Below are 22,877 nucleotides of genomic sequence, written 5' to 3'. Positions count from 1 at the left end.
CGCGACATCGAGGGCTCCGCAAATCACGAAGCCCCTCATGAATCACATTCGCATCCCATACGCACCTCCCGTTAACCCGAAGCGATTGCCCTGGTATTCGAACCCCTCCGTCTTGACTCAGATCGACCGGTTGGATTTTGTTCAAATCACCATCAAGCGCCTTCATGCCGTAGCTGTAGACTTCGCCTTCTTTAGCGCTCAAAAAATAGACCATTCCTCTTTCCTTCCGTGTCGTCTCTTTCGGACGCTGAGATTTTACTTCCCAGCCGGAGGCGTCAAATGTTCTTGCGAAAGCGGTGGCCATCACATAGCCCAAGCCGACAGCCATTGAGTAGGACATCACGCTTGGACGGCAACTGGCGCCGGCCACGTGTGGCTGCAGACTCTATATCCCTGAAGCCAGCTCGAAAAAAACGCCCGACTGACGAAGGCTTGCCCGGGGTGAAATTGCAGCAATGCAGATGCCTACCGACACCGAATGCCATCACAGCAAGCCCGCCCGCGCGTCGTTCAACCCGTAGCTGCTATGAACAAGCCCCCCGGCCATGTCCGACCATCTTGCGATGGGTCCAGACCGATCCGCTGACATAGCCACCGCCGTGCAGGTAAAGCATGACCCGGTCTTTGGCCGCCGTTTTTGGCTGAACCCACAGCGCGGTCTTGTTGCCGACGTTCGTCTCGACGTAATCGACGCCCGGTTCTGCCGTCAAAACGGACCACTCGGATGCCTCCTGTGGCGATTCTCGACCGCTGCGAAAAGCCTCCGCGAGCGTTTCGTAGTGTATCTTGTTCGCTAGGCTCTGCTTGCTGTTCATTTGTCACGCTCCAATTCGTCCAGGAGGGCGATGCCAAGCAAGGATGACCGTGCCCATGAACAGCTAAGACGGATGAACCCAGCGAAAGGATACGTGGCCGGCAGATGCAACGCCTCGCCGGTGGCAGTTGCCGCGGACCCCGAGTCAAACCCAGCAAGACTAGGCTGCTCCCCCCTTCTCTGTGGGACGTTCGTTCCAGACATTCGCCGATCGGCCAGATGCTTCGTCTATGCCGTCGCCGGGTGGGGGCTGAGACTATTGACTATTATCGCCGAGCCAACATCGCCTTAAACATGCTGCTCTATCCTCTTCTACTCCGCAGTACTCCCCTTCACTCCCATTCGATTGTTCCCGGCGGCTTCGAGGTTACGTCGTAGACGACGCGGTTGATGCCGCGGACTTCGTTGATGATGCGGGTGGCGGCTGCGCCGAGGAAGGCCATGTCGTAGTGGTAGAAATCCGCCGTCATGCCGTCGACCGAGGTGACGGCGCGCAAAGCGCAGACGAATTCGTAGGTGCGGCCGTCGCCCATCACGCCGACCGTCTGCACCGGCAGCAGCACGGCGAAGGCCTGCCAGATGGCGTCGTAGAGGCCGGCCTTGCGTATCTCGTCGAGATAGATGGCGTCTGCCTCGCGCAGGATCTCCAGCTTTTCGCGGGTGATGCCACCGGGGCAACGGATGGCGAGACCCGGACCAGGGAATGGATGCCGGCCGATGAAGCTCTCGGGCAGGCCGAGCTCCTTGCCGAGCGCCCTCACCTCGTCCTTGAACAGTTCGCGCAGGGGCTCGACCAGTTGCATGTTCATGCGCGCGGGCAGGCCGCCGACATTGTGATGCGACTTGATCGTCACCGACGGGCCGCCGGTGAAGGAAACGCTTTCGATGACGTCGGGATAGAGTGTGCCCTGCGCCAGGAATTCGGCGCCTCCGAGTTTCTTGGCCTCCTCCTCGAACACCTCGATGAACAGCCGGCCGATGGTCTTGCGCTTTTTCTCCGGGTCCGACTCGCCCTCCAGGGCGCCGATGAAACGGTCCGATGCGCTCACCAGAATGAGCGGCAAATTGTAGTGCTCGCGGAACATCGCCACCACGCCGGCGGCCTCATCCTTGCGCATCAGGCCGTGGTCGACAAGAATGCAGGTCAGCTGGTCGCCGACCGCTTCGTGGATCAACAGCGCCGCGACGGAGGAGTCGACGCCGCCCGACAGCGCGCAAATGACCTTGCCCTTTCCGACCTGCTTGCGAATGGCCTCGACGGCATGCTCGCGGTAAGCGCGCATGGTCCAGTCGCCTTCGATGCCGGCGATGTTGTGGACGAAGTTGCGCAGCAGTCGGGCGCCATCGGGCGTGTGCACCACCTCGGGGTGGAACATGATGCCGTACATCTTGCGCTCGATGTTGCCGAAGATGGCGAAGGGCGAGCCTTCCGACTTGCCGAACACTTCGAACCCCTGGGGCAAGGAGATGACGCGGTCGCCATGGCTCATCCACACCTGGTGGCGCTGGCCGGGTGCCCACAGGCCCTCGAACAGCGGGCTGTCCTTTTCGATCTCGACGAAGGCGCGGCCGAACTCGCGATGGTCGGAGCTTTCGGCGACGCCGCCCATCTGCACGCACATGGCCATCTGACCGTAGCAGATGCCAAGCACCGGCACGCCGGCGTCGAAGACGATCTGCGGCGCGCGCGGGCTGCCGATATCGCCGGTCGAAGCCGGGCCGCCGGACAGGATGACGGCTTTCGGATTGATGCGCTTGAACGCCGCTTCGGCCGACTGGAACGGCACGATCTCGGAAAACACGCCGGCCTCGCGGATGCGGCGGGCGATGAGCTGGGTAAACTGGCTGCCGAAATCGACAATCAGGACGGTGTCGGGATGATTGGCTGTTTTCATGGCGAGCGTTTAGAGAAAGAAATGAGTCGGCGCAATGGGTTGCGAGGCCTAGCTGTCACTTCGATTCCACGACTTCACTTTCAGGGCCAGCGTCTTCATCCATTGCAGCAGCCCCTCCGGCCGCAAACGCCCGCAGAGCGCCCATCAGCGCCGTGAACCCCTCCTCGCCAATGCGACCGACATAGCGCCGCTCGATCTCCATCTTGATACGATCGCCGTCTCGCAAGGCATCCAGTCCCTTGCGCGTGTAGCGCACCAGCTTGCCGCGGCCATCTTGCGGATCAGGCAGACGCTCGACGATGCCTTCCGCCTCGAGGCCGTCGAGCAGTTGCTGGATCGCCTGCTTGGAGATTGCCGAGCGTTCGATCAAGGCCGACTGGCGCATGCCAGTCCTGGTGATGTGTCCAAGCAGTCCGGCGCGCGCTTCGGTGAACCAGCCGTGACCGGCGGCCCGCATCGCGGCGGCGAACTCGGCCTGCCAGGCACGGCTTGCCTGCCATAGCCGCCAGCCGACGTGATCGGGCAGCGCTTCGGCTTTTTCGTCAAGCTCCTTGACCAAATTCGATTCACCTTCTAGATAGTCAAGTAGCTTGACTATACCCTAACCTTACGTGGCGACCATGGCCGAAGCAATCGCCGAATTCACTCAAGGAGAACAATATGACGGCACTGCAAAAGGAAAGTCTTGCGATCCTCATTCCGGGCATGACCCATGTACTGGAGCGAAACGGCAAGGAGGCTTACGTCTATTTTGAGAACGAAGGTGCCGCGCATATGCTGCTCGATGATGGCGAGGCGCGCAGCGGGCGCTGGAGGATGCTCGATGACGGCTATGTCACGGACTGGGACACGGGTGTGACAGGGCGCTGGACCCTGCACCATGAACCGGGATCCATCACCTACGTCAACCGCGACAACACCGTTCGCTTCAGGATGATCGGGGTGCTGTTCGGCAACGCTAAGAACCTGCCGCGTCAGCAGCCCTGATATCGATCGCGCCCGACTCGATCGCCTGTTCGAGGCGCGTGACGGCGTCTGCCAGCTTCTCGTCGATGACGTGCAGATATTCGGTCCAGTCGTTGACGTGCCTGAGATCCGCCGCGCCGTCGGAAATGCCGCGCAGCCCGACCAGCTCGATGTCGAACAGCTGGCAGGCGCGCAGGCAAGCGAAGGTTTCCATGTCGACCATGTCGGCAGCGATCGCGTCATAGGCCGCGCCGGTAACGATAGCGCCGCCGGTCGATAGCGTCGCTTCCTTGATTCCAGGAATTCGCAGGGGCAGCGGCACCGTCACTGGCAGATCGAGAAACGGGGTCGCCCCCTTCTCGAAACCGAGCGGCGAGGCGTCGATGTCGCGATAGCTGACCGAGACCGCCTGGTAGATCTCCGTCTGCTCCAGCGTCCGGCTGCCGGCCGAGCCGAGCGACACGACGAGGTCCGGCAGCGCCTTCTGCGACTTCAGCCAGGAGAGTTCGGCGCCGAGCCTGACGCCGGCCTCGACCGGCCCGACGCCCGTCATCAATGGCGTGAACAGCCGCTTGAGGTGCGGGCCGTATTCGGCCTGCGCCGCCATGACGAAGAGGACGTCCTTGCCGCCTAGTCGCACAACGTTGCCCATCGGATCAGCCTTCTATGCCGTCGCGCCCGACCACCGTCATCATCGTTCCGGTCATGGTGGCGATCAGCTTGGCCTCGCCGTCGGCGGCGAAGGCATAGGCCTGGCCGTCGGCGACGATGATGGTGCGGCCGGGTTTGGTCACCGAGCCGCGGAACAGGAAGCGCTCGCCCCGGCCCGGCGCCAGCAGATTGACCTTGAATTCGATCGTCAGCACGCCGGAGTTTTCCGGCATCAGCGAAAACGCCGCATAGCCGCAGGCCGAGTCCAGCGCGATCGAAATCACGCCGGCGTGGAGGAAGCCGTGCTGCTGGGTGAGTGCTACCGAATAGGGCATCTCGATCTCGATGATGCCGGGCGTAACCAGCGTCAGTTCGGCGCCGATCGTGGCCATCGCGTTCTGGCGCGCGAAGGAGGTCCTGACGCGGTCTTCATAGTCCGGGGCGGGTACGATCTTTGCTGCCATGGCCGCTGCCTTCCTTTATGCGGATAAGCTTATTGCAGAGGCATGGGCGGCAGGCAAATGCTTTTGCTGCACTGCAACAATCGGTCTCGTCTGCCGGCTAGGGATACGCATTCATCAGGGATTGGCGACATCCAATGGGTTCAAGCCGACCTGCGCAACGCACAGAAGTAAAACCCGTCGGTGCCGCTCAGCGCCGGCGACAGCGAGATGTCCCCTTTGGCGCCGATGCGTGCGGCTGCCGCATGGCCGGGAAAACGGCCGTCCCAAAGCGCGCGATGATCGACCGGGACAAAACCGCTGTTGCGGTCCCGGAAGGCCGCAACCTGCTCGCCATTCTCCTCAGGGAAGACCGAGCAAGTGATGTAGACCAGCAGGCCGCCGGGTCTGACATAGGCCTTGGCGGCATCGAGGATCGCCGATTGTTCGCCCTTGCGGGCATCGAGCTGTCTTTGCGTCAGCCGCCATTTAGCATCGGGACGACGCCGCCAGGTGCCACTACCGGTGCAGGGCGCGTCGACCAGCACGATGTCCATGTGGTTGCCGAGCGGGGCGAGTTCGGCCGGCTTGGTGACGATCTGGACGTTGCGGTTCTCCGAACGACGGATGCGGTCGAAGATCGGCGCCAGCCGCGCCTTTTCGGCATCGTGGGCGAAGACCTGGCCTGTATTGCCCATCGAAGCCGACAGCGCCAGCGTCTTGCCGCCGGCGCCGGCGCAGAAATCCAGCACCTGCATGCCGGCTTCGGCACCGGCAAGGGCGGCTACCACCTGCGAGCCTTCGTCCTGTACCTCGAACCAGCCTTTCTGGAAGGCCGGCTCGGCCTGCACGTTCGGGTGCCTGCCGTCGCCGTCGATCGGCGGGATGCGGATACCCTGCGGGGCGATGGCGGCGGGTTTCGCGCCGGTTCCCGACAGTTCGGCCAGCACCTTGTCGCGATTGGCCTGCAAGGTGTTGACCCTGAGGTCGAGTGGCGGGCGTGTCGCAAGCGCGGCGCCCTCGTCGACCCAAATGGGGCCGAAGGCCTGTTCGAAAAGCGGCTCGCACCAATCCGGTATGTCGGCCCGCACCGCGTCCGGCGCATCGGCAAGCCGGTGCCCGGCGATTGCCTGAAGCTCGTCGGCGGTCAGCAGCGGCGGTGCGAACTTGTCGCCATCGAGCGCGTCGTTCAGCGATTGTGCGGTCTGGCCCCATTCGAGCAGCAGCGCGCCGAAGCCGATGGCGCGCGGCGTGTCCTCGCCCAGTAGCCAGCCGGCGGAACGCTTGTGGCGCAAGGCGTCATAGACGATGTTGCCGATCGCTGCGCGGTCACCGCCGCCGGCGAAGCGATGCGACAGGCCCCAATCCTTCAGCGCGTCCGCCACCGGCCGGTGGCGCCGGCCGATGTCTTCAAGCACTTCGATGGCCGCAGCCAGCCGTCCGCCCAGTCGCATTCGTCATTCCATCATATCGAGCACATCTCAGCCTGCTCTTAGAGCTTTTCACGCCGGGATTGAACCCCGCTTCCGTCTGGCGACGATGAGGCAATCCAAACGCTGGCCAGCCACCCCGTCAGTAAGTGCCCTCGGCCGGTAGCAGCAGATCGATCAGTAGATGAAAGGTCTCTAATGTTCGTGACTGGCGACTGCAAGCACGGCATGTGGCGCAACCGCTCTGCTTCCCAAGTTTTTCCGTTGAGAATACTCTTGGCGCCATGATTCGCGGCGCGGAAAAGGCGGACCGGCGGATCGCTACGAGGAGAGGGCAATGAAAACTTATCTGGCGGAAGTTCTAGGCACATTTCTATTGGTATTCATCGGTACGGCTTCTGTGGTGACAGGCGGCTTCGGCGGTGCGCTGCCGCTTGGCCAGGAAGGCATCGGTCTGGCGTTCGGCATCGGCCTCATTGCGGCGGCCTATGCGATCGGCCCGATTTCGGGCGCGCATCTCAATCCGGCGGTGACGCTCGGCGTCTTCCTTGCCGGCCGGCTGCCAGCCAAGGACGTCATCCCCTACTGGATCGCGCAGGTCATCGGCGCCATTCTCGCCTCGCTGGCGTTGTGGATCATCGTCTCCGGCCAGGTCGGCGGACATACTGGCGGCTTCGGCGCCAATGGCTGGGACGTGACAAAATGGGGCGTCAGCTCGGCGTTCCTGTGGGAAGTGATCGGCACCTTCACCTTCGTCACCGTGATCCTGGGTGTCACCGCTGAAAAGCACTCGACGGCGTTCGCCGGGCTGGTCATCGGCCTGACACTGGCAGGGTTGCACTTCGCCATCATCCCGGTGACCGGCACGTCGCTCAATCCGGCCCGCTCGATCGGCCCGGCGCTGTTTTCCGGCACTGCCGCGATCGGCCAACTCTGGCTTTTCATCGTCGCACCGTTGATCGGCGGCGCCATCGCCGGCGTCGTCGCCAAGGCACGTATCTTCGAGAAGGACTGAACTTCGAAAGCCTGAATGAGGAAAAAGGCGCGGGCCACGGTCCGCGCCTTTTATTTTGGTGGATGCTGTTTTCAAAGGCACAGCCGGGCCGGTCGTCGTTAGGGCCCGAAAACGGACCTCCGGATGCCCTGTGAAGCAGTCGCACCGTCTGCGATGGCGCGAGTCGTGTTCTGGTGAGGACGCGCCAGAAAATAGAATGCGGCTACGTGCGTGATCATCAGCAGCGGTACGTAGATGATCGGGATCGCATAGGCGGCGCCAAGTTGCTCCGCATGCGCAGGAAGGCCTACCTGGGTGGCGTGGTAATAGTCGACGACGAGATCGACCGTGCCTACGAGATTGAAGGCGACGACGAGCGGCCAGAAGAGCCGGGGCAGCCTCACCGTGATCAGCGCCAGCATCGCCAGCAGCCCTGTTGCAAAGTCACCGTAGGCGGCGAACACGGCGAAGTGGGCCGGCAGATTGGGGCTTACAACGCCCGGCAGGATGAAGACGAGCCCGAAGAAGCGGAAGCTGTGCAGGGTGGCGATGGCACGTTGCGCCGCGAGCCTGTCCATCGAACTCAGCCATGGCAGACCGTATGCGCCGAAGCAAAGCAGCCATGCGACGTAGCCTAGAACGAGATGGGTCTGGAACAGTATTTCCGTGGACATTTGACCTCCTGTCGGCAGCTGGTTCACGCGGCCCAGCTTCTGTCGCCTATCTCTAAGCCCGCTTCCATAGTTCGACTACCTGGTGTAATCACAACAACCTATGAAGCAGAACTACACAGTCCGGCATGGCGCGCTGGAGGGCATAGAGGTGTTCCTGGCCGTCGCCAGGCGCCGCAACTTCCGCCGTGCGGCCGCCGATCTCGGTGTGACGCCATCCGCCGTGAGCCAGGCGGTGCGCACCCTGGAAGCCCGCATGGGTGCGGCGCTGTTCGTGCGCACGACGCGAAGCGTCGGCCTGACCGAGGCAGGCCAGCGGTTCCTCGAACGTGCAGGCCCTGCCTTCGAGGAACTCGTCGCGGCAGGCGAGGCCGCGCGCGATGTCGGCCAACGGCCGACCGGGCTGCTGCGCCTGTCCGTACCCCGCGCCGTCGTGCCGCTGATCCTGGAGCCGATGATCGCGTCGTTCTGCCGGACCTATCCCGAGATCGAACTGGAGATCGCCGCGAGCGACGAGATGGTCGATCTCGCGACCGGCGGGTTCGATGCCGGCATCCGCCTCGGCCAGTTCATCGCGCCCGACATGGTCGCCGTGCGGCTGACGCCATCGTTCCCGTTCGTGGTCGTCGGCAGCCCGGACTATCTCGAACGCCACGGTCGCCCCGAGCGTGTGGACGACTTGCGCCACCACGCCTGCCTGCGATTGCGCCGCTCGAACGGCGCCCTTGCGCCCTGGTCGTTCGTCGACGGCAACGAGGCAATCGAGGCGATGGTCTCAGGGCCGCTGATCGCGCACGACTATCCGACGTTGCTCGGTGCGGCGATACAGGGCATCGGGCTGGCGCAGATCCCCCGACCCGTCGCCGAAGGTCCGATAGGCCAGGGAAAACTCGAATCGGTGCTGGACACCATCGCCGCCACGACGCCGGGCGTCTTCCTCTACCATCCCGGCAAGCGCCAGGTCCTGCCGAAGCTGCGCGCCTTTATCGATCACCTCAAATCCGCAGCGTGAGGCTATGAGGGATGTCGCACCCTGCCCCCCTCACGCCGTCTTCTGCGTCACCAATAGCAGCCGCTTCATTCGTGCAGTAATTTCCCGCTCGAGCCAAAGCTTTCACGGTACAAATATAAGAAATAAATAAGTAAAAAATACCACGATATGAACCGAACCCGTCAAGAATGTTGTTCTTTCAGTACTAAAACTCACGCTGCATATGAAGAGCGCTAAAATCAAAAGCACTGTGTCAGTCGCTGGAAGCCCCAGGGTTAACCCTCTTCCCGTCAACAGGCTGGCGGCTGCGACCGCCGGTATTGTCAAACCAATTGTAGCGCAAGCCGAACCCATCGCGACATTCAAACCGCGCTGCAGCTCATTGTTGAGGGAAGCGCGAACCGCCGAAATGGCCTCCGGCATCAAAACCAGCCCCGCGATCAATGCCCCCACAATACTGTCAGCCTGTGTCACCTGATAGGTAACGAGCGTATTTTCAACACTTGCGGCGACTTGCTCGGCGAGCATGACAATGCCAATCAGCCCGATTAACAGGAGCAAAGTGCTGGCAGAGATGCTTTCGTGAGGGGCAGTCCGCAGCGAAACGCCGTGCGTCTGCCCTTCGATAAAGTCGTCTCGGTGCCGGACAGTTTGCGCGAACACAAAACTTGCATAGAGCAGCACCGAAAGCACGCTCACGAAACCAAGTTGAGCCGCTGAAAATGTGCCAGGATCGGTAGTTCGTGTGTAGGTCGGCAGAATGAGCGTCATGACGGTCAGCGCGGCCAGAACCGCCAGATATGCGCTGGTCCCTTGCCGAACGATTGCCTGCTTGCGATGGCGCCAGCCGCCAAGCGTGAGACACGTGCCGACAACGCCGGTAGATGTAATCATCACCGTCGAGAAGACGGACTCACGTGCAAGCGTAGGGTTGTTTTCTCCATGCAGCATCATGGAAACGATGATCGACACTTCGATTGCCGTCACGGCAAAAGTCAGCACCAACGTACCGTAAGGCTCCCCTACACGCCGAGCTACCGCTTCGGCGTGGTCGAGCACCACGAAAATGGTGATAAACATGATCGCGCTCGAAAGCGTTCCGACAAGAATCCTGACGCTCGGCGAACCTTCGTCTACCGACAGCCCGCTGGCTCTGACTGCGACAGCCATCACCAAGGCGGCTAACGGCATCGCATAAGAAGTCACCGATCGCGCGAAACCACTCATTTCAAGCCCCGTGCGTTTCTGCGAACCTTGCGGAAAGCCTATACTCACGCCGTCCTCTGCGTCACCAACCCAAGTTCCTCGACCATCGCCTGACGCATCAAGAACTTCTGCGGCTTGCCGGTCACCGTCATCGGCAATTCGCTGCGGAAGCGGATATGGCGCGGGATCTTGTAGTGGGCGATCTGGCCGGCGCAGAAGTTTTTGATTTCCTGCTCGGTGACGATCTGGCCGGGCTTGAGCACGATCCAGGCACACAGCTCCTCACCATATTTGGCGTCGGGAATGCCGAACACCTGCACCTCCTTGACCTTGGGATGGCGGTAGAGGAATTCCTCGACCTCGCGCGGGTAGACGTTCTCGCCGCCGCGGATGACCATGTCCTTGACCCGGCCGACGATGTTGCAATAGCCCTCGGCGTCGATGGTGGCGAGGTCGCCGGTGTGCATCCAGCCGTCGCTGTCGATCGCCTCGCGGGTCTTCTCCTCGTCGTCCCAGTAGCCCTTCATCACGGAATAGCCGCGTGTGCAAAGCTCGCCCGGCGCGCCGACGGCGACGGTGGCGCCATCGGCGTCGATCGCCTTGACCTCGACATGAGGGTGGATACGCCCGACGGTCGAGACGCGCTTTTCCAGCGGGTCGTCGACGCCGCTCTGGAACGAGACCGGGCTGGTCTCGGTCATGCCATAGGCGATGGTCACCTCTTCCATATGCATCAGCGACACCACCTTCTTCATCACCTCGATCGGGCATGGCGAGCCGGCCATGATGCCGGTGCGCAGGCTGGAGAGATCGAAGGATGGGAAATCCGGGTGATCGAGGAGTGCTACGAACATGGTCGGCACGCCATAGAGCCCGGTGCAGCGTTCCTGTGCCACCGCCTTCAGCGTGGCGCCGGCATCGAAGCCCTCGCCCGGGAAAACCATGGTGGTGCCTTTCGACACGCAGCCCATCGTGCCCATCGACATGCCGAAGCAGTGATAGAGCGGCACCGGGATGCAGAGCCGGTCGTCAACGGTCAGTTTGATCGCCGAGGTGACGAAATTGCCGTTGTTGACGATGTTGTTGTGGGTCAGCGTCGCCCCCTTGGGCGCCCCTGTCGTGCCTGACGTGAACTGTATGTTGATGGCGTCGCCGGGCTTGAGCCCCTCCGAGATGCGGTCGAGGCTGTCATGCTCGTCGCGGCCGGCCATGGCCAATACATCGCCAAAATTGAACATGCCGGGTGAGCTGTCCTCGCCCATGCGGATGACGATCTTCAGCACCGGCAGTTTTTGCGCCTTGAGCTTGCCCGGCGTGGCCTTGGCAATCTCCGGCGCCAGCGTCTCGATCATGCCGAGATAGTCGGAGGTCTTGAACTTGGCCGCCGTGACCAGCGCCTTGCAGCCGACTTTGTTCAGCGCGTAGTCCAGTTCGCTCAGCCGGTAGGCCGGGTTGATGTTGACCAGGATCAGGCCGATGCGGGCGGTGGCGAATTGCGTCACCAGCCATTCCCATCGGTTGGGCGACCAGATGCCGACGCGATCGCCTTTTACCAACCCCAGCGCCAGGAAGCCGGCGGCCAGCGCATCGACCGTGTCCGACAGTTCGCTCCAGGTGAAGCGCTTGTCCTGATCGACGAAGACAGCCGCATCTTGCGTACCGTATTTGCTGACGGTGTCGGAAAGTAGCGCGGGAATCGTCTTGTCGAGCAGCGGCACGCTGCGCTCGCCCGAGACATGCGCCTTGCCGTCGACGGGTGCCACGAAAACACCGCCATTGCGCGCTCCGCGTCCACGCAAATTGCTGGCGTTCTTTAGCTCGTCGAGATTGACTGGCATCGCTCTCTCCTCCCGGAACTGGCCGAGCCTATCAGCCTGAGGGGGTGGTGAAAATCCCGCCGATAGTCGTGGCAGAGCACCGATCCGGTCAACGATGCTTCGGAGACTCGCGTTGGCTGACGAAGCATCAAAACGCAAAAACCCGCCTGAGCGGCGGGTCGCTGGCGCAAATCAGCACCATGGGCAAATAAGTAGCATAGCTGAGGGCACGGAGTCAAGAAAAAATTCCTATCGCGAAAAAACTAACGGCACAAAAGCTGCGAACACTGGCCGCCGTCAGCTTTTTGTTAATCTGAGTTCGGAGCCCTGCGCCGCCGGGCTGGCCGCCGTCAGCTTTTTGTCAAGCTGGGTTCGAAGCCCGGGGGTAGTGGAGGTGTGGGAAGGCCCCGCCGCTATCCGACTGCTGCCGCTACCTTCGCAGCAATATCGTGCAGGATCGCTTCATCCGCCGCCGCCCGTACCTTCTTCGACGCCACCAGACAGGCCTGCGAGCGCAGGACAAGGCCGTCGCCCAGCACCTTGAGATGGTTGGCGCGCAGCGTCGAGCCAGTGGTGGTGATGTCGACGATGACGTCGGCCAGACCCGCGGCCGGCGCGCCTTCGGTGGCACCAAGGCTCTCGACGATGCGGTAGACCTGGATGCCATGCTTCTGCGAGAAGAATTGCTGGGTCAGCCGCCAGTATTTGGTGGCGATGCGCAATCGCCTGCCGTGGCGCTGGCGGAAATCGGCGGCGACGTCGTCGAGGTCGGCCATGGTGTCGACGTCGAGCCAGATGTCTGGCACGGCAACCACGACATCGGCGCTGCCAAAGCCGAGATGGGCGACGATTTCGGCGCGCGTCTCCCAGTCGGCGAGGTTCTCTCGCACCAGATCTTCGCCGGTGATGCCGAGATCGACCGCGCCCTGGCCGATCTCACCAGCAATCTCGGAAGCCGACAGGAACACCACTTCGACGTTATCCAGGCCCTCGACACGGGCGTGGTACTTGCGCTCGTCGCCGGGCAGGCTGACGGCGAGGCCGGCTTTGGCCAGCACGTGCAGCGCCTGCTCTTTCAGGCGGCCTTTTGACGGGATCGCCAGCGTGATCATGGCGCCATCTCGCGCAATGCCTCAATGCGGTCGAGCCAGACGGAAAAGCCGACGCCGGGGATCGGCGTTTTCGCGCCGAGCAAGGTCAGCAGCCGGTCGTAGCGGCCGCCACCGACCAGCGGCCGGTCGCCCCGGTCGCCATTGTCAGCCGCGATTTCGAAAACCAGGCCGGTGTAGTAATCGAGCGGACGGCCGAAGGCGGCATCGTAGCGGATTTTTCCAGCCAGCAAGCCGTGCGCCTCGATCGCTTTGGCACGGGCGGCGAACTTCTCCAGCGCGGTATCAAGCGAAAGCCCGGCACCGCTGGCGAAGGAGGCCAGCGCCTCGGCCGCGCCGGCGAGCGGCACGTCGATCGCCAGAAAACCCTTCAGCGCCGCGAAGGCCTCGTTCGACAGGCGCACGCTGCGCAGTTCGGCTTTCTCGATCAGCCGCCGCGCGATGTCGGATGGCGGGCGTCCGGCAGACGCCGACAGCCCGGCCTCTTCCATACCGCCGGCGATGTGAGCGGAAAGACCGTCCAGATCACCGTCGAGGACGAGGGCGGCGACCGCGCCGGAGAGCTGGCTGTTGCGCGGCGGATTGGCGAGATCGGCAAGTGCCGCCTCAAGCATCGGCGCCGAGCCGAAGGCGCGGGCAAGACGCATGCGCCAGCCGCGTGGCAGGCCAAGGGAAGCCAGCACCGCCTCGAAAATGGTCTGGTCGCCGAGCGTGATCGCCAGCGCCTGGCCGGGCAGCACCAGGGCAAGCAGCGCATGCGCGTCGGCCAGCGAGCGGGCATCGGCTTCAGCGGTATCGCGATCGCCGAGATCCTCGATGCCGGCCTGGAAGAACTCGTTGCCGCCCTCGCGACGCTGGCGAAAGACCTCGCCGAGATAGGAATAGCGCCGCGGCGTGCCGGCTTGCGAATGGATGTGGTCGAGGCAGACCGGAATGGTGAATTCCGGCCGCAGGCACAATGTCTGCCCCGTTTCGCTTTCGGTCAGGAAGATACGGCGGCGCAAATCCTCGCCGGCCATGTCGAGGAACGGGTCGGCCGGCTGCAATATGGCGACTTCGACCGCATGCGTGTTGCGCGTGGCGAAGAGGTTGGTGATGTCGGCTGCGATGGCGGGGTAGCGGGAGGTCATCGATCGGATGGGCGCGAGGCACCCCCCTCTGGCCTGCCGGCCTGCCTGGGCCGAGCCACGGGTCTCGGCCCGTCCTTCGGACCCCCCGCAAGGGGGGAGATTGGCAGCTTGGGGCTCGGCGCCTCTCCTTCAACGCTGAAGATTGGCGAAAACCCACGCGACATCCAATCTCCCCCCTTGCGGGGGGTCCGAAGGACGGGCCGAGACCCGTGGCTCGGCCCAGGCAGGCCGGCAGGCCAGAGGGGGGTGTTCAAGCGCCACCTTTCGCGCGATCGGCAGCCTGCGCCGCCAATATCTTCTTCACCTCGGCGACCAGTTCGCCCTCCGCCACCGTCACCTGCGCCGGGCGCGCGGCGCGCCATTCGGCGTTGTCGGTGATTTCGGCCGACATGCGCGCGCCTTCGATCAGGTCCTTGATCTGCAGCTCGCCCTTGGCGCGCTCGTCGCCGCCCTGGATGATTGCGACCGGACAGCCGCGCCGATCGGCATATTTCAGCTGCGCCTTCATGCCGGCGCCGCCGAGATACATTTCGGAGCGGATGCCGGCGGCGCGCAGTTCCGAAACCATCTTCTGGTAGCGGCCTAGACTGTCGGTATCCTTGTCCATCACCAGCACGACGACCGGCGCGATCACATCCGCGCTGTCGAGCTTGCCGAGGTTCTTCAGAGCGGTCATCAGCCTGGACACGCCGATGGAAAAACCGGTCGCCGGCACCGGCTCACCGCGAAAGCGCGAGACGAGGCCATCATAGCGGCCGCCGCCGCCGACCGAGCCGAAGCGCACGATCTGGCCGTCCTCATTGGGGATTTCGGCCAGCAGCTCGGCTTCGAAGACGGGGCCGGTGTAATACTCAAGGCCGCGCACTACGGAACGGTCCATGGCAATACGGTCCTCGCCATATCCCGCCGCCCTGACCAGAGCTTCAATCATCGCGAGTTCGCCGACACCTTCCTGGTAGACCGCGTTCGAACTGACCATGGCATCCTGGCCGGCCTGTGCATTCCTCGCTGTCGCGAGAAGGACTGCCTCGGCTTGCCCGTTGTTCAACCCGGCGCCCTTGGCAAAGTCGCCTTCGCCTTCCTTGCCGCCGTCCCAGCGGCCCGGCCCAAGCAAAAGCCTCACCCCTTCCGGCCCGAGCTTGTCCAGCTTGTCGATCGCGCGCAGCACCGTCAGCCGGCGACCGATATTCTCCTCGCCGCCAAGGCCGATCGCTTCCAGGACGCCGTCCAGAACCTTGCGGTTGTTGACGCGGATGACGTAGTCGCCGCGCTTGATACCGAGCGCTTCCATGACGTCGGCCATCATCATCGCCATCTCGGCGTCGGCGGCCACGCCCGGCGTGCCGATCGTGTCGGCATCGAACTGCATGAACTGGCGGAAGCGGCCAGGACCGGGCTTCTCGTTGCGGAACACCCAGCCGGAGCGATAGCTGCGATAGGGTTTTGGCAGGCGCTCGTAATTCTCGGCGACAAAGCGCGCCGTCGGCGCGGTCAGGTCATAGCGCAGCGACAGCCACTGGTCGTCGTCATCCTGGAAGGAGAATACCCCTTCGTTCGGCCGGTCCTGGTCAGGCAGGAATTTTCCAAGCGCGTCCGTGTATTCGATCAACGGCTGGTCGGCCGGTTCGAAACCGTAAAGCTCATAGACCGAGCGGATCGTCGCCATCAACTTCTCGACGGCGCGGATGTCCTCGGCGCTGCGGTCGGCAAAACCGCGCGGCAGTCGCGCTTTCGTCTTTTCCGATTTGTCGGCCATGAGATGGGTACTCGGTGTTTCGTGGCGCTGTGCGATAGGAAATTTCCTATTTCCGCAGCGCGCGTGTCCTAACCGATGCAGCTTTGTGCGGCAAGGGTTTGCACCCTTGCCTCTCCCTGCCGAGAGAAGGCGGAACCGAAGCACCCTGAAACAAAACCGCGCCGAAAGTGAAACAATCCGGCCATGGGCGCGGCATCGTGCCGACACAATCGCAGGGGATAAACGCGCCGAAATGAGGGGTTCGCGGCGATGACCAGCACAGCAAGATTCCATGCCATCGGCAGCGATGCAGGCGAACTGCCCGCACGCTTGCGCCCAGCCGACATCCACGCTCCGAAAATGGTCAGCCAGGCTGCCGGCCCGTTCGAAGTCCCGGCCGACACCGGCAAGGGTCCATCCATGCGCGACGCGTTGATGACCGGCCTGCTGGTGATCTATCCGACAGTGGCCACGGTGGTGGCGATCGTCGCCGGCCTGGTGCTGGCCAGCGCCAACGGCACCTGACGTTACCCCCACCCGCGCCTTCGGCGCGACCTCCCCACAAGGGCGAGGTGGGGAGCCCTATTTCGGTCTTTTGAAAGCCTTCCGCTGCTTCTCAACCTCTTTGCGGCAGACACAGCCCTCAAGGTGGTCGTTGACCAGACCCATCGCCTGCATGAAGGCGTAGACCGTGGTCGGGCCGACAAAGCTCCAGCCGCGCTTTTTCAGCTCCTTCGAAATCCGGACAGAGACGGCCGTGGTCGGGTTGGCGCGCAGATGCGCGAGATCGACGATCACGGGCCGCTCATCCTTGCCGGGTTCGAACTTCCAGAACCAGGCGGCCAGCGAGCCGAATTCATCCACCATTTCGCGGGCGCGCTTGGCGTTGTTGATGGTCGAGACGATCTTGCCGCGATGACGGATGATGCCGGCATTGCCAAGCAGGCGCTCGACATCCTTGTCGGTGAAGGCGGCGACCTTGTCGAATTCGAAATTGGCGAAGGCTTCGCGAAAATTCTCCCGCTTACGCAGGATGGTCAGCCATGACAGGCCCGACTGAAAGCCTTCGAGGCAGATCTTTTCGAACAGCCTGCGGTCGTCCGCCACCGGCCGTCCCCACTCATGGTCGTGGTAGTGCAGATAGTCGGGCAGATTGCCGTGCCAGAAGCAGCGCGCGACACCGTCGGGACCGGCGAGCAGGCCGGTGTTTTCCTTGTTCATGGCCAAAAATCCGTTCGTTAATATACTTTTGCGCTGCATTTACTGCGGCTTTACCAGATTCCTGAACCCGGCGGTAACCACACCAAAAGGTTTACTGACACTTGCGCATTTTACGCATTCCGATTCATGTTTCGGTTGCTGCTTGCGCGTCAATGATCGCCGAACCGGGAGGACGTTTCCACCCGTTTTGTATCAGACGATCAAGGTGCGTTCCGATGAAGACAGTTCTGTTTCCCGTGCTCGGCGCCGTGGCTGTGTTTGCCGCCGGCGTCACGCCCTCAACCGCCGGCGATCGCTACGCCGACAGGCCGCCGGTGATGGTGAGCCCCGACCTTTCCGCCCCCTGGGTGCTGCAGCTTGGCCAGGCACCCGGCATCGTGCGCCAGAACCGCCAGGTCGTGCAGCAACAACCGCGCCTGCGCGCAGCGCAGCCCGACCGGGTTCGGACGGCAGCGGTGCAGGCGCCTGCGAAACGTACGGCCACGCGCCAGCAGATCAACCCGATCTTCCTGCCGCAGGAGGTCGACTATGACGGCGCGCAGAAGCCGGGCACGATCGTCATCGACACCACGCAGAATTTCCTCTTCCTGATCGAGAAGAACGGCAAGGCGCGGCGCTACGGCGTCGGCACCGGCAAGCCGGGCTTCGAATGGTCGGGCACGCACAAGATCACCAACAAGCGCGAGTGGCCGGACTGGCGCCCGCCGGCGCAGATGATCAAGCGCGAAGCCGCCAAGGGCCGCTATTTGCCGACCTATCTGGCCGGCGGCATGGAGAACCCGCTCGGCGCCCGCGCGCTCTATCTCGGCACGACCGAGTACCGCATCCACGGCACCAACCAACCGTGGACGATCGGCGGCGCGGTGTCGTCGGGTTGCATCCGCATGCGCAACGAGGACGTGGTCGATCTCTATGAACGGGTCAATGTTGGAACCACGGTCGAGGTGATATAATTCCTGCGAATCACTTGGCCGGCAAAGCAGACCGCTTTTCGAGGCCAGTTTAGGGATAACGGGGGACGGGCCGTATGGGGATGCGGCCGGTCAGGAAGGGCAGCACGGGAAACCGCGCTGCCCTTTCCGTTTTGACCACGGCCTGAGGCGTAGCGAAACACTGTTTCCCGGCGCGTCGCGCAAAAACCATGGTGGTTCGCTTTCGCGCTGCCCTTGCCGATGTTCTTTTGCTATGTGGGCGGCAACCAGCAAAAGAGCTCACCATGTCCCTGTCCGAAGACAGCCGCTATCTCAGAGGTGGCCCGGTTGCCCAGCGCATCATCGCCGCCGTCCGCGAGGACGCCGCAATTGCCAAAGCCGAGGGTTTTCCGCCCAAGCTGATCTCGATCACCGTCGGCGACACCGATGCGGTCGACGTCTATGTGCGCAACCAGCGCGCCAAGGCACAACTGGCCGGTATCGATTTCGAGGAAAGGCGCTTTCCCGCAACCATCACATCAGGCGAGCTGGAAGCGGCAATCCACGGCCTGAATGCCGATCCGCGCGTCACCGGCATCATCATCCAGCGGCCGGTTCCCGCGCATATCCCGATCAGGACGCTGCAGGCGGCAGTGCATCCGCTGAAGGATGTCGAAGGCATGCATCCGGCCTCGATCGGTAACATCGTCTACAACCAGCTCGACCTCGCCCCCTGCACGGCGGCCGCCTCGGTTGAACTGCTGAAGGAAACCGGCCTCGACCTCAAGGGGCTGGAAGTCGTGATCGTCGGCCATTCGGAAATCGTCGGAAAGCCTATCGCCTTCCTGTTGATGAGCGAAGGCGCGACGGTCACGGTCTGCCACCACATGACGCGGTCGGTCGCCGCCCATGCGCGGCGGGCCGACGCGCTGTTCGTCGCCGTCGGCAAGCCGCGGCTGATCAAGGCCGACATGGTCAAGCCGGGTGCCGCCGTCATCGACATCGGCATCAATTCCGAGATCGGCCCTGACGGCTCCAGCCGCATCGTCGGCGACGTCGACACCGAAAGCGTGCGCGAGGTCGCCTCCTGGATCACCCCGGTACCAGGCGGCGTCGGCCCGATCACGGTCGCCATCCTGCTGCGCAACACAATGGTGGCGCTCAGCCGCCAGCGCGCGCTCTACGAGGCGACCTACGGCACGGTCGACAGGCTCGCGGCGGAGTAGCTGCTTTCGTCACGTGTATTGCGGCACATGGCATGTGATCCGGGATTCCTCATCCCAGAAGACGTAAAGCATGCCACCGCTGCCCCAGAAGAAGCCGGCCAATGAATCGAACTGGAGAAGGAATTTCATTTCCCGATCCGTTCCAGGAACCAGCGGAAACTGTGGTCCTTGAACCCATGACGGCAGCCCACCAAGCCGGAAGAGATTCTGCCTTGAATTGCTCACCCCATACGACTGCCTGAGCCAGCGCTGCGGTGTGGGAGCTAATCGGACGGTGCTCGCCCTTCTGGCCAACTCAGACATGAAATCATAGGCGGAATGGAACGGCGCTATCGGTGTCGGCACGCCAGCGGCATCGTGGGAATAGTAGGTTAACTCAAGAGAATTCGCACAGGTTTCGATGCGGAGCCGAGGAAGTGCCCCTCCTTTGCCTCCCAAATCGTCCAGCGTAACGAGGTGCACCAGCCTGTTGCGGCAAGTGGGACAAGTAGCCGTCCCTTCGCCACCAACGGAAAATGATGGTTCTGCAGCCGGCAAGTGCCACGTGGGATGGTTGCGATGTGTCGGAAAAGACATGTCGCAAGGAGCACCTTCTTCAAAGATGAAATGATGACACGCCGGCGGAGAATGGGGATCATCGTGCGTCAGCCAGTCGGCAAAATCGTGATTGCTGGCAACGGTGCTGTCCGGGAACAACTCGGGTGCCTGCAGGATGGTTTGAGACAAGAGGTCTTCGAGATCAGTTCCGCGCCTTGCGTGGTCCTGCAAGAAGAACGCCAGCTTGCCCAACTGCGTCTCGTCGAGAAACGAAACTGCATCTTCGATCAGAGTGATCTTGTGGATATCGGCTTCAACGGCTGCCCTGACGAGCTGAAACAAAAACTCCGACCCATCTTGCAGATGTCGAGCGACGATGGCCTCGCATTCGGCATAGTGAGCCTGAAATGTCGAGTGTGATCGATCTGACAAAAGCCGAACGATTGTCTCGATATCTGCTGTGTCTGAGTCTGCCATCACCGCATCGTCTTGGATGAATTCTTTGCGGTCAACTCAGCGTTGGCGGTTCGCCGCCATAGGCCCAGTCGAGCAGCTTGATCGTGTGCACGACCGGCAGCTTCGCGGCGGAAGCGATCTGGGTGATGCAGCCGATATTGCCGGTGGTTACGATCGAGGCACCCGTCGCCTCGATGTTCTTCACCTTGCGGTCGCGTAGCTTCGCCGAGATCTCGGATTGCAGGATGTTGTAGGTGCCGGCTGAGCCGCAGCACAGATGGCCTTCGCGCGGCTCGCGCACGATGAAGCCGGCCTTGGCCAGCAGCTCTTTCGGCTGGCGGGTGATCTTCTGGCCGTGCTGCATCGAACAGGCCGAGTGGTAGGCAACGACGGTGCCGGGTTTGCGCACCGGTTCGGGCAAGTCGAGACCAGCCAGATATTCGGTGACGTCCTTGGCCAGGGCCGAGACGCGCGCGGCCTTGTCGGCATAGGCCGGATCGAGCCGCAGCATGAAGCCATAGTCCTTGATGGTGGTGCCGCAGCCGGACGCGGTGATGACGATGGCATCGAGCCCATCTTGCTCGATCGCACGCGTCCAGGCGTCGACATTCTGCCTTGCGGAGGCCAGGGCAGCTTGCTCCCGCCCCATATGATGCACCAGCGCGCCGCAGCAGCCCTCGCCCTGCGGCACCACGACCTCGACGCCGAGCCGCGTCAGCAGCGAAATCGTCGTCTCGTTGATGGCGGGATCGAGCACCGACTGCGCACAGCCGGTGAGGATGGCGACGCGGCCTTTTTTGGTCCCCTGCCCGGCATGGGTGCCTGGTGAAGCCATCGGCGAAGCCGTGGGGATCGAGGCCGGCGCGAGCTTGAGCATCGCGCCGAGCGGCTTCAGCGCCGGGACTTTTTCGAACACGCCAATGAACGGCTTGCCCAGCTTCGCAAGCTTGAGTGCAGCGCGAAAGCGCTTGGGATAGGGCAGCACGAACGCGAGTATGGCGCGGATCAGGCGGTCGAGCAGCGGCCGCTTGTAGGTTTCCTGGATATGGGCGCGAGCATGGTCGACCAGATGCATGTAATTGACGCCCGATGGACAGGTGGTCATGCAGGCAAGGCAGGACAGGCAGCGATCGATGTGAGTGACGATCTCCTTGTCGGCCGGACGGCCGTTCTCCAGCATGTCCTTGATCAGGTAGATGCGCCCACGCGGCGAATCGAGTTCGTTGCCCAATGTCACATAGGTCGGGCAGGTGGCGGTGCAGAAGCCGCAATGCACGCATTTGCGCAGGATCTTTTCCGATTCCGCGACATGCGGATCGGCAAGCTGGGCAAGCGAGAAAGAGGTTTGCATCGCGTTGGATCCTAGGCCATTCGGCCGGGATTGAGGATGTTTTTAGGGTCGAATTCCTGCTTCAGGCGGTGGCTGAGTGCTGCCAGCGCCGGCGGTTGTGGCTCGAACACCGGCAAGGCGGCGCGATGCGAAGGTGCCGCGCGCACCAGCGTCGCATGGCCGCCGCCATGTTTCCGCAACAGCCCACGCAGCAGAGCGGCTTCCGGGTCGCCTTGTTCCATACGCAGCCACACCAGCCCGCCTTGCCAGTCATAGAAGGCGCTGACGGCGGCCTGCATGCGCAGCGTCAGGACCATCTGGTGACCCGCTCCCGGCGTCATTGATACGCGCCAGACCGGTTTCTCGCTGCCGTCGGCGAAAGGCCTGCAATCGCGCACGTCGCGCCAGATCAGCCGTGAGGCCTCACCGGCAATCTCCTCCAACGGCCCGGCATTGCCGAGCAGCGTTTTCAGCGCAGCGATGCGGTAGGCGACAGAAGGGCCGAAACCCTCGACACGCAGCAGCGTGGCGGCCTCGTTGCCGAGACTGCCGCCGGCAACGCGCGCGGCGATGCGTTCCGGCAGATGGGCGGCACTCGACACTTCAGCACTCGAACCGAGCGCCAATGCCATGGCTGCGGCAGCCGCATCGTCGAGCAGCCCACGGATGGCGAGCGTGACTTCGGTCTCGGCGGCCGGCAGCACCTTGAAAGTGAGGTCGGTGAACACGGCCAGCGTGCCCCAGCTGTTGGCCATCAGCTTGGACATGTCATAGCCGGTGACGTTCTTGACGACGCGACCGCCCGACTTGAAGGCCTCGCCACGGCCGGACACCACGTTGATGCCAAGGATGTGGTCGCGCGCAGCACCCGCCTTCAGCCGGCGCGGACCGGAGAGGTTCGCGGCAAGCACGCCGCCGATCGTGCCTTTGCCAGCCTCGCCGCCGAGCAGCGGACCGTAATCCATCGGCTCGAAGGCAAGCTGCTGGCCGTTTTCCGCCAGCAGCTTCTCGATGTCAGCCAGCGCTGTGCCTGCCTTGGCCGACAGCACCAGTTCGGCCGGTTCGTAGAGCGTGACGCTGGTGAGCCTCGACAGGTCGAGCGTGTGTTCGGTTTGCAGCGGACGGCCGATGCCGCGCTTGGACCCATGGCCAAGGATTTCGAGCGGCGAACCTTCCGCCACGGCCCAGGCGACGGTGGACAGGACTTCGTCTGACGTGGTTGGGGTGAAGGTGGTCATCGGCGTCTCTGGTTCCTCTCCCCCGCTTTGCGGGGGCGAGGAACTCTCGTTTTGAGACGCCATTACATCAAAACCTCGGAATGTCCGGGAACGGCAGTTTGCCGCCGGA

At 63.0% G+C, this 22,877-nt stretch carries 23 protein-coding genes; 6 read left to right on the top strand and 17 right to left on the bottom strand.

Going from position 1 to position 22,877, the window contains the following annotated elements:
* The 4 genes from NKI38_RS30825 to NKI38_RS30810 all read right to left on the bottom strand — a co-directional run.
* The coding region (locus tag NKI38_RS30825) for a hypothetical protein (RefSeq protein WP_352664326.1) at positions 1 to 304 on the bottom strand (304 nt) is incomplete at its 3' end.
* A gap of 220 nt (positions 305 to 524) precedes the next feature.
* Entirely contained in the window at positions 525 to 815 is a 291-nt protein-coding gene (locus NKI38_RS30820) for a hypothetical protein (RefSeq protein ID WP_352664324.1), read from the bottom strand.
* A gap of 331 nt (positions 816 to 1,146) precedes the next feature.
* The gene (gene guaA, locus NKI38_RS30815) at positions 1,147 to 2,709 is read right to left on the bottom strand and encodes a glutamine-hydrolyzing GMP synthase (protein ID WP_352664322.1); all 1,563 of its coding nucleotides are present in this window, start codon (positions 2,707 to 2,709) and stop codon (positions 1,147 to 1,149) included.
* Between the two features lie 55 nt (positions 2,710 to 2,764).
* Entirely contained in the window at positions 2,765 to 3,268 is a 504-nt protein-coding gene (locus NKI38_RS30810) for a MarR family winged helix-turn-helix transcriptional regulator (protein ID WP_352664320.1), read from the bottom strand.
* Positions 3,269 to 3,369: 101 nt separating this feature from the next.
* On the opposite strand from NKI38_RS30810, the gene NKI38_RS30805 reads away from it, so the two are divergent.
* Entirely contained in the window at positions 3,370 to 3,696 is a 327-nt protein-coding gene (locus tag NKI38_RS30805) for a hypothetical protein (protein WP_352664318.1), read from the top strand.
* Here NKI38_RS30805 and NKI38_RS30800 read toward each other — a convergent pair.
* The 3 genes from NKI38_RS30800 to NKI38_RS30790 form a co-directional block, all read right to left on the bottom strand.
* Positions 3,668 to 4,327 (bottom strand): 5'-methylthioadenosine/S-adenosylhomocysteine nucleosidase, encoded by a 660-nt coding sequence (locus tag NKI38_RS30800; protein WP_352664316.1) that lies wholly within the window; start codon positions 4,325 to 4,327, stop codon positions 3,668 to 3,670. The genes NKI38_RS30805 and NKI38_RS30800 overlap by 29 nt on opposite strands.
* Before the next feature lie 4 nt (positions 4,328 to 4,331).
* Entirely contained in the window at positions 4,332 to 4,790 is a 459-nt protein-coding gene (locus NKI38_RS30795) for a PaaI family thioesterase (RefSeq protein ID WP_352629374.1), read from the bottom strand.
* A gap of 140 nt (positions 4,791 to 4,930) precedes the next feature.
* Positions 4,931 to 6,220 carry an RsmB/NOP family class I SAM-dependent RNA methyltransferase gene (locus tag NKI38_RS30790; RefSeq protein ID WP_352664314.1) on the bottom strand — a complete coding sequence of 430 codons (1,290 nt, stop codon included), beginning with the start codon at positions 6,218 to 6,220 and terminating at the stop codon, positions 4,931 to 4,933.
* A gap of 313 nt (positions 6,221 to 6,533) precedes the next feature.
* On the opposite strand from NKI38_RS30790, the gene NKI38_RS30785 reads away from it, so the two are divergent.
* Positions 6,534 to 7,211: an MIP/aquaporin family protein gene (locus NKI38_RS30785; RefSeq protein ID WP_352664312.1), complete on the top strand. Its 678-nt coding sequence runs from the start codon at positions 6,534 to 6,536 to the stop codon at positions 7,209 to 7,211.
* A gap of 98 nt (positions 7,212 to 7,309) precedes the next feature.
* Here the strand turns inward: NKI38_RS30785 and NKI38_RS30780 are convergent, their stop codons facing one another.
* Complete coding sequence (locus NKI38_RS30780; RefSeq protein ID WP_352664310.1) at positions 7,310 to 7,864, bottom strand: DUF8737 domain-containing protein; 555 nt, start codon at positions 7,862 to 7,864, stop codon at positions 7,310 to 7,312.
* A gap of 100 nt (positions 7,865 to 7,964) precedes the next feature.
* Here NKI38_RS30780 and NKI38_RS30775 point away from each other — a divergent pair, with 100 nt between their 5' ends.
* Positions 7,965 to 8,873: a LysR substrate-binding domain-containing protein gene (locus NKI38_RS30775; protein ID WP_352664308.1), complete on the top strand. Its 909-nt coding sequence runs from the start codon at positions 7,965 to 7,967 to the stop codon at positions 8,871 to 8,873.
* Between the two features lie 102 nt (positions 8,874 to 8,975).
* On the opposite strand, the gene NKI38_RS30770 is transcribed toward NKI38_RS30775, so the two are convergent.
* The 5 genes from NKI38_RS30770 to hisS form a co-directional block, all read right to left on the bottom strand.
* Positions 8,976 to 10,079: a calcium:cation antiporter gene (locus NKI38_RS30770; RefSeq protein ID WP_352664306.1), complete on the bottom strand. Its 1,104-nt coding sequence runs from the start codon at positions 10,077 to 10,079 to the stop codon at positions 8,976 to 8,978.
* A gap of 44 nt (positions 10,080 to 10,123) precedes the next feature.
* Positions 10,124 to 11,896, bottom strand: a complete 1,773-nt coding sequence (locus NKI38_RS30765; RefSeq protein ID WP_352664304.1) for an AMP-binding protein — start codon at positions 11,894 to 11,896, stop codon at positions 10,124 to 10,126.
* Between the two features lie 392 nt (positions 11,897 to 12,288).
* Positions 12,289 to 12,987, bottom strand: coding sequence for an ATP phosphoribosyltransferase (gene hisG, locus NKI38_RS30760; protein WP_352664302.1), 699 nt, complete (start codon positions 12,985 to 12,987; stop codon positions 12,289 to 12,291).
* Complete coding sequence (locus NKI38_RS30755) at positions 12,984 to 14,114, bottom strand: ATP phosphoribosyltransferase regulatory subunit (RefSeq protein ID WP_352664300.1); 1,131 nt, start codon at positions 14,112 to 14,114, stop codon at positions 12,984 to 12,986. Before NKI38_RS30755 ends, hisG begins: the two co-directional genes overlap by 4 nt.
* Before the next feature lie 250 nt (positions 14,115 to 14,364).
* Positions 14,365 to 15,870, bottom strand: a complete 1,506-nt coding sequence (gene hisS / locus NKI38_RS30750) for a histidine--tRNA ligase (protein WP_352664298.1) — start codon at positions 15,868 to 15,870, stop codon at positions 14,365 to 14,367.
* A gap of 249 nt (positions 15,871 to 16,119) precedes the next feature.
* Between hisS and NKI38_RS30745 the strand changes: the two genes are divergently transcribed.
* Positions 16,120 to 16,374, top strand: coding sequence for a hypothetical protein (locus NKI38_RS30745; RefSeq protein WP_352664296.1), 255 nt, complete (start codon positions 16,120 to 16,122; stop codon positions 16,372 to 16,374).
* Between the two features lie 57 nt (positions 16,375 to 16,431).
* Here the strand turns inward: NKI38_RS30745 and NKI38_RS30740 are convergent, their stop codons facing one another.
* Positions 16,432 to 17,070 carry a DNA-3-methyladenine glycosylase I gene (locus NKI38_RS30740; protein ID WP_352664294.1) on the bottom strand — a complete coding sequence of 213 codons (639 nt, stop codon included), beginning with the start codon at positions 17,068 to 17,070 and terminating at the stop codon, positions 16,432 to 16,434.
* 215 nt (positions 17,071 to 17,285) lie between these two features.
* Here NKI38_RS30740 and NKI38_RS30735 point away from each other — a divergent pair, with 215 nt between their 5' ends.
* The gene (locus NKI38_RS30735) at positions 17,286 to 18,023 is read left to right on the top strand and encodes a L,D-transpeptidase (RefSeq protein ID WP_352664292.1); all 738 of its coding nucleotides are present in this window, start codon (positions 17,286 to 17,288) and stop codon (positions 18,021 to 18,023) included.
* 263 nt (positions 18,024 to 18,286) lie between these two features.
* Complete coding sequence (locus NKI38_RS30730) at positions 18,287 to 19,207, top strand: bifunctional 5,10-methylenetetrahydrofolate dehydrogenase/5,10-methenyltetrahydrofolate cyclohydrolase (RefSeq protein WP_352664290.1); 921 nt, start codon at positions 18,287 to 18,289, stop codon at positions 19,205 to 19,207.
* Positions 19,208 to 19,216: 9 nt separating this feature from the next.
* On the opposite strand, the gene NKI38_RS30725 is transcribed toward NKI38_RS30730, so the two are convergent.
* From NKI38_RS30725 to NKI38_RS30715, 3 genes are read right to left on the bottom strand one after another with little or no spacing between them, the layout of a single operon-like run.
* The gene (locus NKI38_RS30725) at positions 19,217 to 20,221 is read right to left on the bottom strand and encodes a hypothetical protein (RefSeq protein WP_352664288.1); all 1,005 of its coding nucleotides are present in this window, start codon (positions 20,219 to 20,221) and stop codon (positions 19,217 to 19,219) included.
* A 31-nt stretch (positions 20,222 to 20,252) separates the two neighbouring features.
* Positions 20,253 to 21,551 carry a glycolate oxidase subunit GlcF gene (gene glcF / locus NKI38_RS30720; RefSeq protein WP_352664286.1) on the bottom strand — a complete coding sequence of 433 codons (1,299 nt, stop codon included), beginning with the start codon at positions 21,549 to 21,551 and terminating at the stop codon, positions 20,253 to 20,255.
* Between the two features lie 11 nt (positions 21,552 to 21,562).
* Positions 21,563 to 22,768, bottom strand: coding sequence for an FAD-binding protein (locus tag NKI38_RS30715; RefSeq protein ID WP_352664284.1), 1,206 nt, complete (start codon positions 22,766 to 22,768; stop codon positions 21,563 to 21,565).
* Positions 22,769 to 22,877 lie beyond the last annotated feature (109 nt).

The organism is Mesorhizobium sp. M0621 (genome assembly GCF_040320745.1).
Lineage (GTDB): Bacteria > Pseudomonadota > Alphaproteobacteria > Rhizobiales > Rhizobiaceae > Mesorhizobium.
Note: the sequence above shows the minus strand (reverse complement) of the source record. Positions and strands in the feature narration are given on the sequence as shown.

Bases quoted from the DNA above. Each gene is read 5' to 3' on its own strand.
- NKI38_RS30820 (WP_352664324.1), bottom strand. From the start codon at position 815: ATGAACAGCAAGCAGAGCCTAGCGAACAAGATACACTACGAAACGCTC.
- guaA (WP_352664322.1), bottom strand. From the start codon at position 2,709: ATGAAAACAGCCAATCATCCCGACACCGTCCTGATTGTCGATTTCGGC.
- NKI38_RS30805 (WP_352664318.1), top strand. From the start codon at position 3,370: ATGACGGCACTGCAAAAGGAAAGTCTTGCGATCCTCATTCCGGGCATG.
- NKI38_RS30800 (WP_352664316.1), bottom strand. From the start codon at position 4,327: ATGGGCAACGTTGTGCGACTAGGCGGCAAGGACGTCCTCTTCGTCATG.
- NKI38_RS30795 (WP_352629374.1), bottom strand. From the start codon at position 4,790: ATGGCAGCAAAGATCGTACCCGCCCCGGACTATGAAGACCGCGTCAGG.
- NKI38_RS30790 (WP_352664314.1), bottom strand. From the start codon at position 6,220: ATGCGACTGGGCGGACGGCTGGCTGCGGCCATCGAAGTGCTTGAAGAC.
- NKI38_RS30785 (WP_352664312.1), top strand. From the start codon at position 6,534: ATGAAAACTTATCTGGCGGAAGTTCTAGGCACATTTCTATTGGTATTC.
- NKI38_RS30780 (WP_352664310.1), bottom strand. From the start codon at position 7,864: ATGTCCACGGAAATACTGTTCCAGACCCATCTCGTTCTAGGCTACGTC.
- NKI38_RS30775 (WP_352664308.1), top strand. From the start codon at position 7,965: ATGAAGCAGAACTACACAGTCCGGCATGGCGCGCTGGAGGGCATAGAG.
- NKI38_RS30770 (WP_352664306.1), bottom strand. From the start codon at position 10,079: ATGAGTGGTTTCGCGCGATCGGTGACTTCTTATGCGATGCCGTTAGCC.
- NKI38_RS30765 (WP_352664304.1), bottom strand. From the start codon at position 11,896: ATGCCAGTCAATCTCGACGAGCTAAAGAACGCCAGCAATTTGCGTGGA.
- hisG (WP_352664302.1), bottom strand. From the start codon at position 12,987: ATGATCACGCTGGCGATCCCGTCAAAAGGCCGCCTGAAAGAGCAGGCG.
- NKI38_RS30755 (WP_352664300.1), bottom strand. From the start codon at position 14,114: ATGACCTCCCGCTACCCCGCCATCGCAGCCGACATCACCAACCTCTTC.
- hisS (WP_352664298.1), bottom strand. From the start codon at position 15,870: ATGGCCGACAAATCGGAAAAGACGAAAGCGCGACTGCCGCGCGGTTTT.
- NKI38_RS30745 (WP_352664296.1), top strand. From the start codon at position 16,120: ATGACCAGCACAGCAAGATTCCATGCCATCGGCAGCGATGCAGGCGAA.
- NKI38_RS30740 (WP_352664294.1), bottom strand. From the start codon at position 17,070: ATGAACAAGGAAAACACCGGCCTGCTCGCCGGTCCCGACGGTGTCGCG.
- NKI38_RS30735 (WP_352664292.1), top strand. From the start codon at position 17,286: ATGAAGACAGTTCTGTTTCCCGTGCTCGGCGCCGTGGCTGTGTTTGCC.
- NKI38_RS30730 (WP_352664290.1), top strand. From the start codon at position 18,287: ATGTCCCTGTCCGAAGACAGCCGCTATCTCAGAGGTGGCCCGGTTGCC.
- NKI38_RS30725 (WP_352664288.1), bottom strand. From the start codon at position 20,221: ATGGCAGACTCAGACACAGCAGATATCGAGACAATCGTTCGGCTTTTG.
- glcF (WP_352664286.1), bottom strand. From the start codon at position 21,551: ATGCAAACCTCTTTCTCGCTTGCCCAGCTTGCCGATCCGCATGTCGCG.
- NKI38_RS30715 (WP_352664284.1), bottom strand. From the start codon at position 22,768: ATGACCACCTTCACCCCAACCACGTCAGACGAAGTCCTGTCCACCGTC.